General features: G+C 63.3%; 14 protein-coding genes. 6 read left to right on the forward strand and 8 right to left on the reverse strand.

Features of this window, described 5'->3' with window-relative positions:
- Nucleotides 1–4 precede the first annotated feature (4 nt).
- Entirely contained in the window at nt 5–2,104 is a 2,100-nt protein-coding gene (locus D7S89_RS18005) for a two-partner secretion domain-containing protein (protein WP_121279517.1), read from the reverse strand.
- A gap of 239 nt (nt 2,105–2,343) precedes the next feature.
- Between D7S89_RS18005 and otnI the strand changes: the two genes are divergently transcribed.
- The 3 genes from otnI to D7S89_RS18020 all read left to right on the forward strand — a co-directional run bounded on the left by otnI (nt 2,344) and on the right by D7S89_RS18020 (nt 4,947).
- Nucleotides 2,344–3,153, forward strand: a complete 810-nt coding sequence (gene otnI / locus D7S89_RS18010; RefSeq protein WP_121279520.1) for a 2-oxo-tetronate isomerase — start codon at nt 2,344–2,346, stop codon at nt 3,151–3,153.
- A gap of 113 nt (nt 3,154–3,266) precedes the next feature.
- The gene (locus D7S89_RS18015; protein WP_121279522.1) at nt 3,267–4,166 is read left to right on the forward strand and encodes a ferritin-like domain-containing protein; all 900 of its coding nucleotides are present in this window, start codon (nt 3,267–3,269) and stop codon (nt 4,164–4,166) included.
- A 1-nt stretch (nt 4,167) separates the two neighbouring features.
- Nucleotides 4,168–4,947, forward strand: coding sequence for a CDP-diacylglycerol diphosphatase (locus D7S89_RS18020; protein WP_121279524.1), 780 nt, complete (start codon nt 4,168–4,170; stop codon nt 4,945–4,947).
- A gap of 120 nt (nt 4,948–5,067) precedes the next feature.
- On the opposite strand, the gene D7S89_RS18025 is transcribed toward D7S89_RS18020, so the two are convergent.
- From D7S89_RS18025 to D7S89_RS18040, 4 genes are read right to left on the reverse strand one after another with little or no spacing between them, the layout of a single operon-like run.
- The gene (locus tag D7S89_RS18025; protein ID WP_121279526.1) at nt 5,068–7,077 is read right to left on the reverse strand and encodes an acetyl/propionyl/methylcrotonyl-CoA carboxylase subunit alpha; all 2,010 of its coding nucleotides are present in this window, start codon (nt 7,075–7,077) and stop codon (nt 5,068–5,070) included.
- Between the two features lie 30 nt (nt 7,078–7,107).
- Nucleotides 7,108–7,893, reverse strand: a complete 786-nt coding sequence (locus D7S89_RS18030; RefSeq protein ID WP_121279528.1) for an enoyl-CoA hydratase/isomerase family protein — start codon at nt 7,891–7,893, stop codon at nt 7,108–7,110.
- 52 nt (nt 7,894–7,945) lie between these two features.
- Nucleotides 7,946–9,553 carry a carboxyl transferase domain-containing protein gene (locus D7S89_RS18035; protein WP_121279530.1) on the reverse strand — a complete coding sequence of 536 codons (1,608 nt, stop codon included), beginning with the start codon at nt 9,551–9,553 and terminating at the stop codon, nt 7,946–7,948.
- A gap of 28 nt (nt 9,554–9,581) precedes the next feature.
- Nucleotides 9,582–10,763, reverse strand: a complete 1,182-nt coding sequence (locus tag D7S89_RS18040; RefSeq protein WP_121279532.1) for an isovaleryl-CoA dehydrogenase — start codon at nt 10,761–10,763, stop codon at nt 9,582–9,584.
- Nucleotides 10,764–11,022: 259 nt separating this feature from the next.
- Here D7S89_RS18040 and D7S89_RS18045 point away from each other — a divergent pair, with 259 nt between their 5' ends.
- The 3 genes from D7S89_RS18045 to D7S89_RS18055 all read left to right on the forward strand — a co-directional run bounded on the left by D7S89_RS18045 (nt 11,023) and on the right by D7S89_RS18055 (nt 13,427).
- Nucleotides 11,023–11,802 (forward strand): TetR/AcrR family transcriptional regulator, encoded by a 780-nt coding sequence (locus tag D7S89_RS18045; protein WP_121279534.1) that lies wholly within the window; start codon nt 11,023–11,025, stop codon nt 11,800–11,802.
- 145 nt (nt 11,803–11,947) lie between these two features.
- A complete protein-coding gene (locus D7S89_RS18050; RefSeq protein ID WP_121279536.1) occupies nt 11,948–12,958 on the forward strand; it encodes a DUF2891 domain-containing protein in 1,011 nt (336 codons plus the stop codon).
- Nucleotides 12,959–13,130: 172 nt separating this feature from the next.
- Nucleotides 13,131–13,427 (forward strand): hypothetical protein, encoded by a 297-nt coding sequence (locus tag D7S89_RS18055; protein WP_121279538.1) that lies wholly within the window; start codon nt 13,131–13,133, stop codon nt 13,425–13,427.
- Between the two features lie 58 nt (nt 13,428–13,485).
- Here the strand turns inward: D7S89_RS18055 and D7S89_RS18060 are convergent, their stop codons facing one another.
- The 3 genes from D7S89_RS18060 to D7S89_RS18070 form a co-directional block, all read right to left on the reverse strand.
- Nucleotides 13,486–14,061: a carboxymuconolactone decarboxylase family protein gene (locus D7S89_RS18060; RefSeq protein WP_121279540.1), complete on the reverse strand. Its 576-nt coding sequence runs from the start codon at nt 14,059–14,061 to the stop codon at nt 13,486–13,488.
- Nucleotides 14,062–14,122: 61 nt separating this feature from the next.
- Nucleotides 14,123–15,466, reverse strand: a complete 1,344-nt coding sequence (locus tag D7S89_RS18065) for an aspartate aminotransferase family protein (RefSeq protein ID WP_121279542.1) — start codon at nt 15,464–15,466, stop codon at nt 14,123–14,125.
- A gap of 118 nt (nt 15,467–15,584) precedes the next feature.
- Nucleotides 15,585–16,445, reverse strand: a complete 861-nt coding sequence (locus D7S89_RS18070; protein WP_121279544.1) for a MurR/RpiR family transcriptional regulator — start codon at nt 16,443–16,445, stop codon at nt 15,585–15,587.
- Nucleotides 16,446–16,448: the final 3 nt, after the last annotated feature.

A 16,448-nucleotide genomic window follows, 5' to 3' on the forward strand; every position in this document is an offset into this window, starting at 1 on the left:
CGACTCACAGCCCGAACCATGAAACGAGCCCGATGTGATTGTGCGTGCCGACCGTCACCGGCTGCGTGTAACGCGGGCGAATCGTGATGAGGCCCTTCGCGGCGTTCACGCCGCCCGGCGCGCTGATCACGCCGCCGTCGATGTCGCCCTCGCCCGTCAGATGCACCTGCCCTGAGCCGGCCGAAAAGATGCCACCGGTATCGGCCGCATAAATCGCTGCCCACGTACTGCCGAACCAGGCTTTTAGATCGTTCGCGCGGTTGAACGCGTTGTAGCCGGTCACCGCTTGCGCCAGTGTCTTCGGCGCATCGAGCGTGAGCGTGCCGGCCGTGGCGAGCACGACACCGCCCGTGTTCGTGATTTGCGTCCCGGCTTTGAGCGCGATGTCTTGCTTGGCCTCGATCACACCGCCAAACGACTGCACGTTGCTCGACGCGCTCGAATGGCAAAGGATGAAGCAGGACTGGTGATAGCTCGCTTCCCCCGTGAACGTGGCTTGTGTCGTCAGCAACTGATTGGCGGTGATCGAAATCGAGCCGCCATTCGAGAGAATCGAACCGCCTGCGTTCGAGACGTTGTTCGCATGGATCGTCACATCGCCCGTGTCACCGCCCGCGCTGATGTAGGCGAGCTTGGACGGATCGACGAGTTGGCCGTAGTCGACCGAGAAGCCATTCGAGTGATGCGAGAGGAAGAGGATATGGCGGCCGTGATTCGAATAGTACGAGACAGTACCGCCGTTGGCGCCAGCCGTATGGTCGGAGAGATTGACGAGGTCGCCGCTCGTGACGATCGAGACGTTCTTGTTCGAGAGGATGCGCGAGTTCTCGTTGGTCAGATTGCCGCCTGCCGTCACGGAAACGTCGTCGTTCATGCCGAACAGCACACCGAGCTGCGTGCTCGGCAGGGACTGATTCGCGATGTTGCCCGTTGCATTGAGCGTGACGGCGCCGAGCGAATCCGTGTCGCCCGTGGTCCTGGCCTGCCCTTGCACGAGCGAGCCGACGTTCGTGATGTCGCCCGTGCTCTTGAGCACGATGCCAGCCGTGGACGAAGCCACGGTCGAACCCAGGCCTCGGACGCCCGTCTGCAGGGTCAAACCGTTGCTGATCAATTTGACACTGCCACCGGCCATGAGGCCGCTACCGCTGAAGGTGATGGCATCCTGCGCCTGCAGACTCGCATTGCCTGCGACGGAGATCGTGCTGTCGGCAAACTGCACGCTGCCGTTCGACGCGAGCGTGAAATCGCCGAGCGAGGCATTCATCGCGCCGGCGCTGCGCACACCGGGGCCACGATCGGTGACGATCAACTGAATGCGACCGCTCGTGAGGCTCCCCGCCGCGCTGATATCGACCGCGAATGAACTCGCCGTCGCGGGTGCTGCATTCGTCTGGACATTCAGCCAGTCGTTGGCGTTGTCCCCAGGTGAAACGCCGGTGTTCAGCGTGGTCTGGCTCGTTCCCGCGACCGTCCGTACATAGGCAGTGGGGGACGTGAAGCCGTTGTTCACCGCCCCGTTGATCAGAACGTTCTTCGCGATCAGATCGAGCCCGATCAGTGCGCTCGCAAGCCCCTGCGGGCCGACGACGATCGTGCCGCCGGTCGTGCCCAGCGCGATGTTGCGCTGAATGATACCGGGAGCGATTTGTAGATCGTTGAAGCTGACTTGCCCTGTCGTCAACGCGACACGGCCGGTATTGAAGAACGAGCCGCCGTTGACGGTAATGCCGTTCGGATTGGCTAGCACGACGTTTGCACGCGGCCCACTCACCGCGATCTCGCCTTCGATGAGGCTCGGGTTCGTGCTCGTGACCTGATTGACGATCGTGCGCGCGTTGATGCCGACGTTATTGAGCGTCGCACCGCTCGAGCCGACGTTGAACGAACTGTAGGTGTTCTGCGATACGCCACCGTAAGCCGGTGCGATGCTGACCACCTGTCGGCCGTTGGCCCCGATCGATACGGTTGTAGCTGTACCGCCATCGGGAACGATCCCGGCAGCAGCGGCCCAAGTGGGGCATACAGCAGACAAAAAGAAAAAAGCTCCCGCCGTGCGCAGGCCCTCAAGGCTTGCGCACCGGGTCCCGATCCGGCTAGTCATCTGTCTTGGTCTTCCGCGCTCAGCAGGCCGCGTGGCTATCGAGGCATCTAGTTATAGGGCAAGTATCAATTCAACCTTGCTTCACCTAGCCGTTTTCGGCAGGACCTCTAAATTCTTTAGGTCTTCGAATAGAATATTTCGTCTATTCATCTTTCATTTTCACTACAATTATTTCCACTACATTTCATTGAACTTCGCTTTATTTCGCAATCCTTTCTATTTCTTTCATATTGCCGACTATGCTGCGCTTCGCCGCCAACCTGACGATGATGTACCAGGAGCATGCGTTCCTCGATCGCTTTGCCGCGGCTGCGCGAGACGGCTTTACAGCAGTCGAATACCTGTTTCCGTATGCGTTCGAGGCAACCGACATCGCAGCGCGTTTGAACGAACACGGCTTGACGCAGGTACTGTTCAACGCGCCGCCGGGTGATTGGAATGCGGGCGAGCGTGGCTTGGCCTCGCTGCCTGGACGGGAAGATGACTTTCGACGCAGCCTCGAGCACGCGTTCGACTATGCACAGGTGCTCGGCAATGGCCTGCTGCACGTGATGGCGGGCGTCGTCGATACGCCCAGCAGTAGCGCCATCGACGAACACGAAGCCCGCGCTCGCCAGCGCGACGTGTACGTCCGGAATCTCGACTACGCAGCGCAAGCCGCGCGCTCGCTTGGCCTAACGATGCTGATCGAGCCCATCAACACGCGCGACATGCCTGGCTACCTGTTGAACAGGCAAGACGACGCGCAAGCGATCTGCGACGAAATCGGCGCGCCGAACCTGAAGGTGCAATTCGACTGCTATCACTGCCAGGTCGTCGAGGGCGACGTCGCTACGAAATTGAAGCGCGACATCGCACGCATTGGCCACATCCAGATCGCTGGCGTACCCGAGCGGCACGAGCCCGATGTCGGCGAACTCCACTATCCCTATCTGTTCGCGCTGATCGATTCGCTCGGCTACGAAGGCTGGATCGGCTGCGAATACCGGCCGCGGGCCGGCACGTCGGCGGGCCTCGGTTGGGCGAGGCCCTACCTCGACAAACGTTAAGTACCTGAACACGATGGCAGCACGGCCTGCACCGGATGCACACCCCTGCGTAGGCCGTTTTCGTTCTGTGACACAATGACCGCGTCTTGCCACCTGCCAATACGCGATCCACTATGTCCGACACGCTGCACCAGCATGCAGCGGCAGACCATGTCATGCGCAACTGGAGCTTCGGCGATTCAGCACCGATACGAATCGGTTCCGATGCGCATAAGCAGATGTTCTGCCGAATGCTGCTCGAAACGCATAACCCGTACAAGCCGGCCATCATCGACTGGCCCAAGCTCGAACCCGACGCGCTGGCGCGCCTGACCGCGCTACCGATCTGGGACATCGCGGTACAGACCGAAGGCCGCGCCTCGATCCGCGTTGCGACGTTCGCGGCGAAGCATCACGATCCGCTGCTGCACGAAGCACTCGAACTCGATGGTGGCGAAGAAGCGCGCCACAAGGTCGTACTGTCGAAGCTCGTGGAAGCCTACGGCATCACGCTCGCCCCAGAGCCGGCCTATTCCGCGCCGCATGACCCCGAATGGGCCTGGATGGTGACGGGATTCAGCGAATGCATCGACAGCTTTTTCGCGTTCGGCCTGTTTAGCTCGGCGCAGCGCTCGGGCTTCTTTCCCGAGGCACTCGTCGAGACGTTCGAGCCTGTCATTCAGGAAGAAGCGCGCCACATCCTGTTCTTCGCTAATTGGTTCGCGTGGCATCGACGCAACCTGCCCTGGTGGCGACGCCCGTGGTTCCACGCGCGTGCGGCAGCGGTCTGGATGGTGCTGATCTGGGAGCGCATCGCCCTCGCCAAAGGCATCGATACCGACGGCGTCGCGCGCGACGCGAACTTTCCGGTGACGGGCACGGCCAGCGTCGGCGACGATATCAGCCCGCGTAGGTTGATCGAGCTATGTCTGACCGAAAACGATCGGCGCATGAGCGGATACGATGCGCGTCTCGTTCGTCCGACATTCGTACCGCGGCTCGCGCGCTTCGCGCTGCGTTTCATCAGGAAGTGACATGCGGTCGATTTGCTCCACCATGCGCACCTATGCTGCCGGTTTCCTGTTCGGCGCTGTCGGGTTGGCGGCCGGCTGCGCGGCACTAGCGGCAGCCGATCCGAACGCGCTCTGGCAGATCGTCAGCATCGACTGCGTGCCCGCCGCACGCACGACCGGCAAGACCGGCATCTGCACGAGCGTCGATCTGGCTGGACATTACGCCATCCTCAAGGACAGAAGCGGCGCTTCGCAACATTTGTTGATTCCGACCGACCGCATCTCGGGTATCGAAAGTCCGCGCCTGCTCGCGCCTGACGCTCCAAACTATTGGGCCGATGCGTGGGACGCGCGCAGTTTCGTCGAGGCATCGTTGAAGACGGCGAGGCGCGAGACCGTTACCGACGATCGTCTTGGCATCGAAATCAATTCGGCGTTTCGGCGCTCGCAGGAGCAGTTGCATATTCACATCGACTGCATGCGATCCGATGTGACCGATGCACTCGCGCGCCATCGTGAGGACGCGCTCAATACGTGGACGTGGGACACGATCGGCAATGTGCGCTATCGCATCATGCGCGTACCTGGGCCGACGCTGGATGTCGATCCGTTTCGGGTGGTCGCGCGCGACAATCCGGGCCCCGACGCGATGGCCGGGCAAACGATTCTAGTGACGGGTGCCGGCGAATCGGCGCAAAGCGCCGGATGGTTCATCGTCAACAGCAGCCTCGATGTCACCGGCGGCACCGGCTCGGCTGAAGGGCTGCTTGATCATCAGTGCGCGGTGGCCGCGAAAGACTGATCTGGGGAAGGCTCCGCTGTCCGTCGTTTTCGCACCCGGACTGTCGGCGTCTTTTGACCTCCGACCGAGCGGCAAACCGCGAGGTACGGGCGCCAAGCGCCCGCCCCCGTCTCTCTCCTCCTACGACTGCGTCTCCATCACCAGCAACTGCGCACCATCAGCAACCTGATCGCCAACCGCATAGAGCACCTCGGCCACCTTGCCCGCAGCGGGCGCACCGATCGTGTGCTCCATCTTCATCGCTTCCATCACGATCAGCGGCGTACCCTTTTCAACGACGGTGCCCGGCTCCACCAGCACTGCGATGACCTTGCCCGGCATCGGCGCCGTCAGGCGACCTTCGCCATGCTCGGCATCGGCCGCATGAGCCAGCAGGTTCTGCCATTCGAACGCAAGCGACGTCCCTTGATAGAACACATGGAACACATCGCCGTCGACGAACACACGCCCAGTAATACGCGCGTTCCCCAAGCTGATGCCGAACGTATGCGGCGCATCACCGCGCCACCAGTCGAACCCTTCGCTCGCGCCCATGAGCTCGAGCGTACGCTTACCATCCTCGCGCGCATAAACGACCTTGCATGCCGCGTCGTTGTCGATCTCACGCCATTCGACAGTCTGCCGATAGCCGCCGTTCAGACGCCAATGCGCCAGCGCATCCCACGGTGACGCCCCGTGTGCCGTCCCCCCCTCACGCGTGAGCAAGGCCGCGCACGCAAGCGCCAGCATTTCCTTGACCGGTTTGTCAGCAGGCGCGAACAGCGACGCATGATGCCGCTCGATGAGCCCCGTATCGAGATCAGCCGAAGCGAACGGCTCGCTCGCGACGAGGCGCTGCAGGAATTCGACGTTGGTCTGTGGCCCCACCGCTTCGCACGCATGCAGCGCTTGGCTCATGCGCTTGAGCGCTTCGTTGCGATCGGCACCGTGCACGATCAGCTTCGCGATCATCGGGTCGTAGAACGGCGTGATCGTGTCGCCTTCGCGCACGCCGCTGTCGATACGCACCGGCGCACGCGACGACGCACCAATCGTGAATTCGACACCACCCGGCATACGCAGATATTTGAGCGTCCCCGTCGACGGCAGGAAGCCACGCGAGGGGTTCTCCGCGTAGATACGCGCTTCGATTGCATGACCGTCGATGCGCAATTCGTCCTGACGCAGCGGCAACGGTTCGCCCGCGGCCACGCGCAATTGCCATTCGACGAGGTCTTGCCCCGTGACCATCTCCGTCACCGGGTGCTCGACCTGCAAGCGCGTATTCATTTCCATGAAGTAGAACGCGTTGCCCGTCATGATGAATTCGACGGTACCGGCGCCGACGTACGACACGGCCCGCGCCGCGGCCACCGCTGACTCGCCCATCGCACGACGCACTTCATCGGCCAGCCCAGGTGCCGGCGCTTCCTCGAGCACCTTCTGGTGACGACGCTGCACCGAGCAGTCGCGATCGAACAGATAGACGCCATTGCCGTGCTTGTCGGCGAACACCTGCACTTCGACGTGACGCGGACGCGTCAGATACTTTTCGATCAGCACGCGATCGTTGCCGAAGCTGCTGGCCGCTTCGCGCTTGCACGAGGCCAGCGCAGCCGCAAAGTCCTCGCGCTTGTCGACCACCCGCATGCCCTTGCCGCCACCGCCCGCGCTCGCCTTCAGCAGCACGGGATAGCCGATCTCGTCGGCTTCACGCTGGAGCAGTTCGGCATCCTGGTCGTCGCCGTGATAGCCGGGCACGAGCGGCACCGCTGCCGAATGCATGAGCGCTTTGGCTGCGGCTTTCGATCCCATTGCCGCAATCGCTTCGACGGGCGGACCGATGAAGACGAGGCCGGCCGCTTCGCACGCGTGCGCGAAATCTTCGTTCTCCGACAGAAAGCCGTAGCCAGGGTGGATGGCCTGCGCACCCGTGCGTTGTGCGGCCTCGATGATGCGCTCGATGCGCAGGTAGCTGTCCGCGGTCGCAGACCCGCCGATGTGCACGGCTTCGTCACAGGCCGCTACATGCTTGGCATTGGCATCGGCGTCCGAGTAGACGGCTACCGTGGCAACACCGAGCCGCTTGCAAGTCGCGGCGACACGGCAAGCGATCTCGCCGCGGTTCGCAATCAGAATCTTGTTGAACATGAAAGATCTCGCAGTGAGCAAGCGGGATGATCAGTCGCGCCAGGACGGCGCGCGCTTCTCGAGAAACGAAGTCACGCCTTCGCGTCCTTCGGCGCTCGCGCGAATGCGGGCGATGCGTTGTGCCGTGTCCTCGATCAGTGCTTCGTCGAGCGCACGACCCGCGACGTCCTGTACGAGTTGCTTCGATGCGCGCACGGCCTGCGGGCCGTTCGCGCACAGCGTCGCGGCGAGCTTTTGCACGGTCGCGTCGAGTGCATCGGCACCGACCATTTCGTGCACGAGCCCGAGACGCGCAGCGGTTGCGCAATCGAACTGTTCGGCGGTGGTGAAGTACCGCCGCGACGCACGCTCGCCGAGCGCACGCACGACGTACGGTGCGATCGTCGCGGCGATGAGGCCGAGCCGCGCTTCGGACAAGCAAAAGCGTGCCGTGTCGACGGAGACGACGATGTCGCTCGCCGCAACCAACCCGACGCCGCCCGCATAGACGTCGCCCGACACGCGCGCGATCACGGGTTTGGACGAGCGGTAGATCGCGGCCAGCATGTTCGCGAGGCGGCGTGCATCGGCGCGATTCTCCTCGTCGGAGAACGTCGCCATCTTCTTCATCCAGTTCAGGTCCGCGCCTGCGCAAAATGCTGCGCCGTTGGCGGCCAGCACGATCGCGCGCACGTCGTCGCGCGCATCGAGCTGCGTGAACGCGTCGGTGAGCTCCGCGATCATCGTTTCGTTGAACGCGTTGCGCACGTCCGGGCGATTGAGCGTCACCGTCGCGACGCGCTCGGCGAACGCGACTTCGAGCATCGTGTATTGCATGGATCGTCTCCTGCCGATATCGCTTCCGATCTGTTCTAGTCCAGGCTTGCGCTTACATGCGGAACACGCCGAAACGCGTGTCCTCGATCGGCGCATTCATCGCTGCCGACAGGCCGAGGCCCAGCACGTCGCGGGTCTGCGCGGGATCGATCACGCCGTCGTCCCACAGCCGCGCGCTCGCGTAGTACGGGTGACCTTGATGTTCATACTGGTCAAGAATCGGCTGCTTGAACGCTTTCTCTTCCTCGGCGCTCCACGTGCCGCCCTTGGCCTCGATGCCGTCGCGCTTGACCGTAGCCAGCACCGATGCAGCCTGCTCGCCGCCCATCACCGAGATACGTGCGTTGGGCCACATCCACATGAAGCGCGGCGAATACGCGCGCCCGCACATGCCGTAGTTGCCGGCACCGAACGAGCCGCCGATGATGACCGTGAACTTCGGCACCTTCGCCGTGGCCACCGCCGTCACCATCTTCGCGCCGTTGCGTGCAATGCCTTCGTTCTCGTACTTGCGGCCCACCATGAAGCCCGTGATGTTCTGGAGGAACACGAGCGGGATCTTGCGTTGGCAGCACAGTTCGATGAAGTGCGCGCCCTTGACGGCCGACTCCGAAAACAGAATGCCGTTGTTCGCGACGATGCCGACCGGGTGCCCCCAAATGTGCGCGAAGCCCGTCACGAGCGTCGTGCCATAGCGTGCCTTGAATTCGTCGAATTCGGAATCGTCGACGAGGCGCGCAATCACTTCGCGCACGTCGAACGGCTTGCGCGTATCGACGGGAATCACGCCATAGATGCTCTGCGCGTCGTAGCGCGGCGGCTTCGCTTCGCGCATCGCCACGGGCACTTGCTTGACACGGTTGAGCTTGCCGACGATGCCGCGCGCCAGCCCCAGCGCATGCGCATCGTTCTGCGCCAGGTGATCGGCCACGCCTGACAGACGCGTGTGCACGTCGCCGCCGCCCAGATCCTCGGCACTGACTTCCTCGCCCGTCGCGGCTTTTACGAGCGGCGGACCGCCGAGGAAAATCGTGCCCTGGTTCTTGACGATGATCGACTCGTCGCTCATCGCGGGCACGTACGCGCCGCCTGCCGTGCACGAACCCATGACGACGGCGATCTGCGCGATGCCGGCTGCCGACAGGTTGGCCTGGTTGTAGAAGATGCGGCCGAAGTGGTCGCGATCGGGGAACACGTCGTCCTGGTTCGGCAGATTGGCGCCGCCCGAGTCGACGAGGTACACGCACGGCAGCCGGTTCTCGGCCGCGATTTCCTGCGCGCGCACGTGCTTCTTGACCGTCACCGGATAGTAAGTGCCACCCTTGACCGTCGCATCGTTACAGACGATCACGCACTCCTGCCCGGCAATGCGGCCGATACCCGTGATGATGCCGGCGCCCGGCGCCGCGTCGTGATACATGCCGTAGGCCGCGAGCTGCGAGAACTCGAGGAACGGCGTGCCCGGATCGAGCAGTTGGGCGATACGGTCTCGCGGCAACAGTTTGCCGCGGGCCACGTGCTTCTCGCGCGCGGCAGGACCACCGCCGGCTGCGAGATGGGCCACCTTCGCGCGCAAGTCGGCGACGAGCGCTTCGAGTGCGGCGGTGTTCGCGCGGAAGTCATCCGAGCGCGGGTTCAGCTTGCTATCGATGATCGGCATGGAATTGGGCTCCGTCGCGCGACGCGCGTTACATCGTCTCGGCGAACAGTTCGCGGCCGATCAGCATGCGGCGCACTTCGCTCGTGCCGGCGCCGATCTCATACAGCTTCGCATCGCGCCACAGACGGCCGACCGGATACTCGTTGATGTAGCCGTTGCCGCCGAGGATCTGGACCGCTTCGCCGGCCATCCAGGTGGCCTTTTCGGCGGTGTAGAGAATGACGCCGGCGCAGTCCTTGCGCACCTGACGCACGTGCTCCTTGCCCAGCGTGTCGAGCTGGCGGCCGACTGCGAACAGGTACGAGCGGCACGCTTGCAGCGTCGTGTACATGTCGGCGACCTTGCCCTGGATCAGCTGGAACTCGCCGATCGCCTGACCGAACTGCTTGCGATCGTGGATGTACGGCACGACGGCATCCATGCACGAAAGCATGATGCCGGTCGGGCCTGCCGCGAGCACCGCACGCTCGTAGTCGAGGCCGCTCATCAACACGTTCACGCCACCGTTGAGCTTGCCGAGGATGTTCTCTTCCGGCACCTCGACGTCCTGGAACACGAGTTCGCCCGTGTGCGAGCCGCGCATGCCGAGCTTGTCGAGCTTTTGCGCCACCGAGAAGCCCTTCATGCCCTTCTCGACGATGAATGCCGTGATGCCGCGCGGGCCGGCCTCGATATCGGTCTTCGCGTAGACGACGAGCGTGTCGCAGTCGGGACCGTTGGTAATCCACATCTTCGTGCCGTTCAGCACGTAACGGTCGCCACGCTTGTCGGCGCGCAGCTTCATGCTGACGACGTCCGAACCCGCGTTCGGCTCGCTCATCGCCAGCGCACCGACGTGTTCGCCCGACACAAGCTTGGGCAGGTATTTCTGCTTCTGCGCTTCGGTGCCGTTGCGATGGATCTGGTTCACGCACAGGTTCGAATGCGCACCATACGAAAGACCCACCGAAGCCGAGGCGCGCGAGATCTCCTCCATCGCGACCATATGGGCGACGTAGCCCATGTTCGCGCCGCCGTATTCCTCGGCCACCGTCATGCCGAGCACGCCAAGATCGCCGAGCTTGCGCCACAGATCCATCGGGAACTGGTCGTCACGATCGATTTCAGCCGCACGCGGCGCGATTTCCTTGCCGGCGAAATTGGCCACCGCATCGCGCAGCATGTCGATGTCTTCGCCGAGCGCGAATTGCAGTCCAGGCAGGTTGCTCATTGATGTCTCCTGTCGATCAGCGTTGGCGCTTTCTTTAACGTCAGCGCTGATCCCATCTAAAAGTCCGGCCGGCCGGCCGGCGTTTGTGCGCGCGTGAGGCGCTCGATCACCGCGCATTTCACGCTACATTTACGTATGCGTCAATAGGTTTTTTTGAGTAACGCTCAGATTTCGTCATGGCACGATTCACCTGCCGTTCGGTGCTAATATCGGCTCCGCACCCCGCCGTCCGGCGGCAAATCTGAACCCGACTCATACGATGGACGAAGTCAAGGCCGACGCGAACAACGCGCGCCGCCAGCCCGCGGGGCGCAAGTCGCAGCAGCGCGTGAAGGAGATCCTTCAGGCGGGGCGTGACGTGTTCTCCGAAAAGGGCTACGAACGCGCAACGACGGCCGAGATCGCTCAACGCGTCGGCGTCTCCGAAGCCACCGTCTTCAGCTACTTTCGCGGCAAGCGCGAGCTGTGCGCCCGCGTGATCGCCGATTGGTACGACGAGATCATCGCCGCCACCGAAACGGGGCTGCCGCGCGACGGCAACATTCGCCAGCAGTTCGCATTCATCGTCCGCACCCACCTGAGGCTCATGCTCGTGCACGGCACGGGGATGTGCGCGCTCGTGCTGTCTGAGGGCCGCGCCAAGCATCATGAACTCGGCGACGAACTGACCGCACTGCAACGACGCTACACGGCGCCATTGATGCGTGTGCTCGCGCAAGGCCAGCAAACAGGCCAAATCCGTGACGACATGCCGCTGCGGCTGCTGCGCTCGATGGTGTTCGGGCCGATGGAGCACGTGCTGTGGGAAGCTACGTTGACGCACCGCAGCGCCGACCTCGACGCAACGGCCGAGCATCTCGTCGACATGCTATGGACCACGCTGCAGCCGCCCGCGCCGGAACTTGCGGCACTCGTGCGGTTGAAGGACGAGATCGGCGACGCATTGCGTCAATATGAGCAGGGCACCAGCCTCGGCTCTCCCGGAGCCGGAAAAGTGGCAGGCGGCGACAAACGGGGCAACAAGAAGAGCACAGGCTAAGAACAATTAGCGGCCTGATCGCCAACGATCGGCGAGAATGCATGAGCTGCCGGCCATGTGCCACCCTCGCCGACCAGGCTTGCGGTTGCCGCTCGATGACCGGACGAGTATCGTTAGCGGACTCCGTCCCCGCTAAGCGACGACCATGACTCATCGCCTTACGCCCGCCATCGCGTCGAAGTTCGCGAACCTCGCACTCGCCCACCTGACGCGCGAATACCCCAACAAACTCACGCACTCGCTCGCTGGCCCTGAGGACGTGCAAAGCCCGCGCGCCCTTCATCCGATCTTTTACGGCAGCTATGACTGGCACTCGTGCGTGCACGGGTACTGGCTCGTCCTTCACTTGCTCGCTCGCTATCCCGATCTGCCCGAAGCCGAGCGCATCGTCGCCGTCGTCGACACGCATTTCACCGATGCCAACGTCGCGGGCGAAGCACTGTATCTGAGCCACCCTCACAATCTCGGCTTCGAGCGCCCTTACGGCTGGGGCTGGCTGCTCGCGCTCGCGCATCAGCTGCATACGATGGAGACACCGGCGGCAAAGCGCTGGTCCCAAACGCTCGCGCCGCTGACGGAGATCTTCGTCGACCGCTTCTCCGAGTTCCTGCCGAAAGCGACTTATCCGCTGCGTGTCGGCACGCATTTCAACACCGCGTTCGCTCTATCGCTGGCGCTCGATTTTGCGCAGGCCACATCGCGCGATGCACTCGCCGAGTTGATCGTCGACACGGCCAAACGCTGGCACACAAATGATGTCGACTGTCAGGCATGGGAGCCGAGTGGCGATGAGTTTCTTTCGCCGGCATTGATGGAAGCCGAGTTGATGCGCCGCGTGCTCGCACCGCGCGAATTCGAGGCGTGGTTCACGAGGTTCTTGCCGCACCTTTCCGAAAGCAAGCCGGCCACGCTGTTTGCGCCGGCTACCGTCAGCGATCGCACCGATGGCAAGATCGCCCATCTCGACGGCCTGAATCTGAGCCGTGCCTGGTGCTTGCGCTCACTGGCTGGCGCCCTGTCTGAAAGCGACGCGCGCGCCGTGCTGCTACGCGAAAACGCCGAGCGTCATCTCGACGCCGCGCTCGAGCATGTGGCCGGCGACTACATGGGCGAGCATTGGCTCGCGACGTTCGCCCTGCTTGCGCTGGAGGCTTGAAATAGCGGCGCAATCGCCTTTAAGCGATTTTTAAGCCTCGACGCCTAGTTTTTTAGTTGCCGCCCAGGCGCGGACAATCGAACGCAATCGAACGGTCTGACAGCCTGGTTCGCGCCATCAGCGCCGCGGCCGTCACCATGACGTCGCTGTCTTCATTACGAGGAGGACCGCTATGTCGCACTCAACGATCGTCACTTTCAGTGCCGCAGTCATCAGCGCGCTCATCGCCACTTCTGCTGCAGCGGCCAGCCCGACCAAGCTGGCCATGCTCGATCCGCCGCACGCGGGCCCGCCCGCTTCGAATACGGAAGGCGGAATCCTGCGCATAAAGGGCCTGACGCCCTACGCCATGCATCGCGCGCAATCCACGTTGTTCGGCCCCGAGCATGTGCCGGCCTGGACAGTCAAACATCTACCCGCCAACGATACGACGACACCTCTGCGAGGCAAACGCTTTCATTTCTATTGACGGCGATCGCGGTGCAGGACAGGAACGAACGCCCGCGCTGCTCAAACCGATTAACCGCTCACTCGGGAAACGGCAACGGCGCACTCGCGTCGTCGGCACGCATCGCGAAGACGTTCAGCGTCATCGATACGAGCGCGTAGTAGCCGAGCACACCGACAAGTTCGACCGTCGTTCGATGGCCGAAGCGCCGCACCGTGGCCTCGAACGTCGCATCCGAGACGCGCCGCGTTTCATACAGCTCTGTCGCGAACGCGTAGATCAGCGCATCGTCGGCATGGGCGAACTCGGGCCGGCGCCCTGCACGCAACGCCTCGGCAACCGATTCGGGCACCCCTTCGCTCAGCGCAATCGGGCAGTGAATCTGCCACTCGGCCTGTGCGCGCCAGTGCGCAGCGGTGACGAGAATCGCAAGCTCGGATAGCCGTGCCGGAAGGCCGGTCCGGTACCGGCAATACGCGCCGAGCCGCTGTGCATGGTCGGCGAGTTCCGGGCTTGCGATCCACGCCAGAAACGGGCCGCTCAAGCTGCCTCGCGGGCCCGAGAGGATCTCGTCGAGCACCGCCTGCTGTTCGTTCGTTGCGCTTGCCGCATGAAATTCCGGCAGACGCGGGGCATGCGTGTTGGTGTCGGTCATGGTATCGGCGGTCGTTGGTAGTTGAGCGGCGCTCGTATGTTTGAATGCCGGCACGGGTCAGTCAGGATGTCGTCGCGCGAAACGGTGCCAAGGCGGCTTCGATCGCATCGCCAAGACGTTCGACGATGCGTTCGATATCCTCGCACGTACAAATGTAGGGCGGTGCAAGCAGCACGTGATCGCCGCGCCACCCATCGACGGTACCGCCCATCGGATAGACCATCAAGCCGCGCGCCATCGCTTCCCGCTTGATGGCCACGTGCAGTGCGCGCTCAGGCGCGAACGGCGTCTTGCTGACGACATCCTCGACGAGCTCGATGCCGACGAACAGGCCGCGGCCTCGAATATCGCCGATATGCGCGTGACCCGCGAAGCGCTCACGCAGCGATGCGCGCAATTGCATGCCGCGTTCGCGGACGTTCGCCAGCAGATTCTCCTCGACGATCACGCGCTGCACCTCGAGCGCAGCGGCGCACGCGATGGCATGGCCGATGTAGGTGTGCCCGTGCTGAAAGAACCCGGAGCCGCCGACGATCGCATCGTAGAGCCGTTCATTCACCAGCACGGCACCGATCGGCTGATAGCCGGCGCCAAGGCCTTTGGCGACGGTCAGCAGATCCGGTGCAATCGCCTCTTCCTCGCAAGCGTAAAGATGGCCCGTGCGCCCCATGCCGCACATGACTTCGTCGAGAATCAGCAATACGCCGTACTTGTCGCACACGGCGCGAATCCGGCGGAAATAGTCGGCTACGGGCGGCACCGCGCCGAGTGTTGCGCCAACGACCGTTTCGGCAACAAATGCCGCGACGGTATCGGGCCCGAGCGCCACGATCGTTTGTTCGAGCTCGTCGGCCAGACGCTGCACGTAGGCTTCGTCCGTCTCCCCGGCGAGCCGTTCGCGATAGGCATAGCAGGGGCTCACATGATGCGCTTCGATCAAGAGCGGCTCGAACGGCGCACGCCGCCGCGCATTACCGCCGATCGCCAGCGCACCCAGCGTGTTGCCGTGATAGCTCTGACGGCGCGCGACGATATGCCGGCGTTCGGGTTGACCTATCTCGACGAAATATTGCCGCGCCAGCTTGAGCGCTGCCTCCATCGCCTCTGAGCCACCCGACACGAAGTAGACATACGCCAGCCCTGCGGGCGCGCGCTCCACGAGATGTCGTGCCAGCGCTTCCGCGGGTTCCGTCGTGAAGAACGAGGTGTGGGCATAGGCCAGCTTACGCGCCTGTTGCTCGATCGCCTCGACGATGCGGGGATGACTGTGCCCGAGGCAGGAGACTGCTGCCCCACCCGACGCGTCGATATAACGCTTGCCCATTGCATCGATGATTTCGATGCCATCCCCAGTGACGGCGACCGGTAGCGTCTGCCTTGGTGCACGATGAAAAATGGCGGTCATGGCGGCATGCACCTCTCGACATCAAATGGATCACAAAACCATTCTATCGCAACATTTGTTGTTGAATCATGCCAGTCCGGCAAATACTGCCGCGTCCGCCGCATTCACGGCGCGTCAATCACATCACATAGGCCCCGCTGCGCTGCAATTGCACCTCGGCCTTTTTCAGCGCGGTCACGGCGCGCGCGCCTTCGAGCGCGAGCAGATGCGCGACGAGCGATTCGGCCAATGCCGTAGCCGCCACGAGCGAGGGGAAGAACGAGGGGCTCTCGTGCGAGAAGAGCAACGTCTTGTCGGCCGCCAACGCAACCGGCGACACAGCGCTATCGGTCAGCGCGATCAGCTTGCCGCCGCGCTCGCGCACGGCCTTGGCGACGCGCACTGCTTCTGCCGAATACGGCGCAAAGCTCACGACGATCGTCGCGCTGTCTTTCGTGATGCTGCGCAGCTGCATCTCGAGCGTGCCGGCCTCGCCCGTCAACAGCGATACCGACGAACGAAACAGCCGATAACCATAGACGAGCCCGAAGGCCACCTGATAGCACGACATGAAGCCCGCCACGTGCACGTGAGCCGCCTTGCGCAACAGATCGGCCGTCTCGGTGATCAATGTCGTGTTTTGTGTCGTCGACACGTCGAGATTGTGTCGCTGTGCGGCGAGCAGATCGTGAGCGAGCGTCGCCTTGGCTTGCGGCTTCACGAGCGAGCGTGCGCGCTGGGCCAGCGGCTGAGGCCGCTTGCGCACGCGCGCCACGAACACGTCGCGCAATGCGTTCCAGCCAGGAAAGCCTAGCTGCTGCGCCAGCCGCACGAGCGCGGCGGGCTGCACGCCCGCCCGTTCGGCCACGGTGCGCATCGACGAAACGGCCACCTCTTCGGGGTGATCGAGCAGGAACGCCGCCCCCGCCTGAAACTGCGGGCTCAGTTCGGAAAAACGCTCGCGGATCAGCGCCGCGAGGGGTTCGTAGCGATCGGGCATTTG

The sequence above is a fragment of the Trinickia fusca genome (genome assembly GCF_003628145.1).
In the GTDB taxonomy this organism is placed as follows: domain Bacteria; phylum Pseudomonadota; class Gammaproteobacteria; order Burkholderiales; family Burkholderiaceae; genus Trinickia; species Trinickia fusca.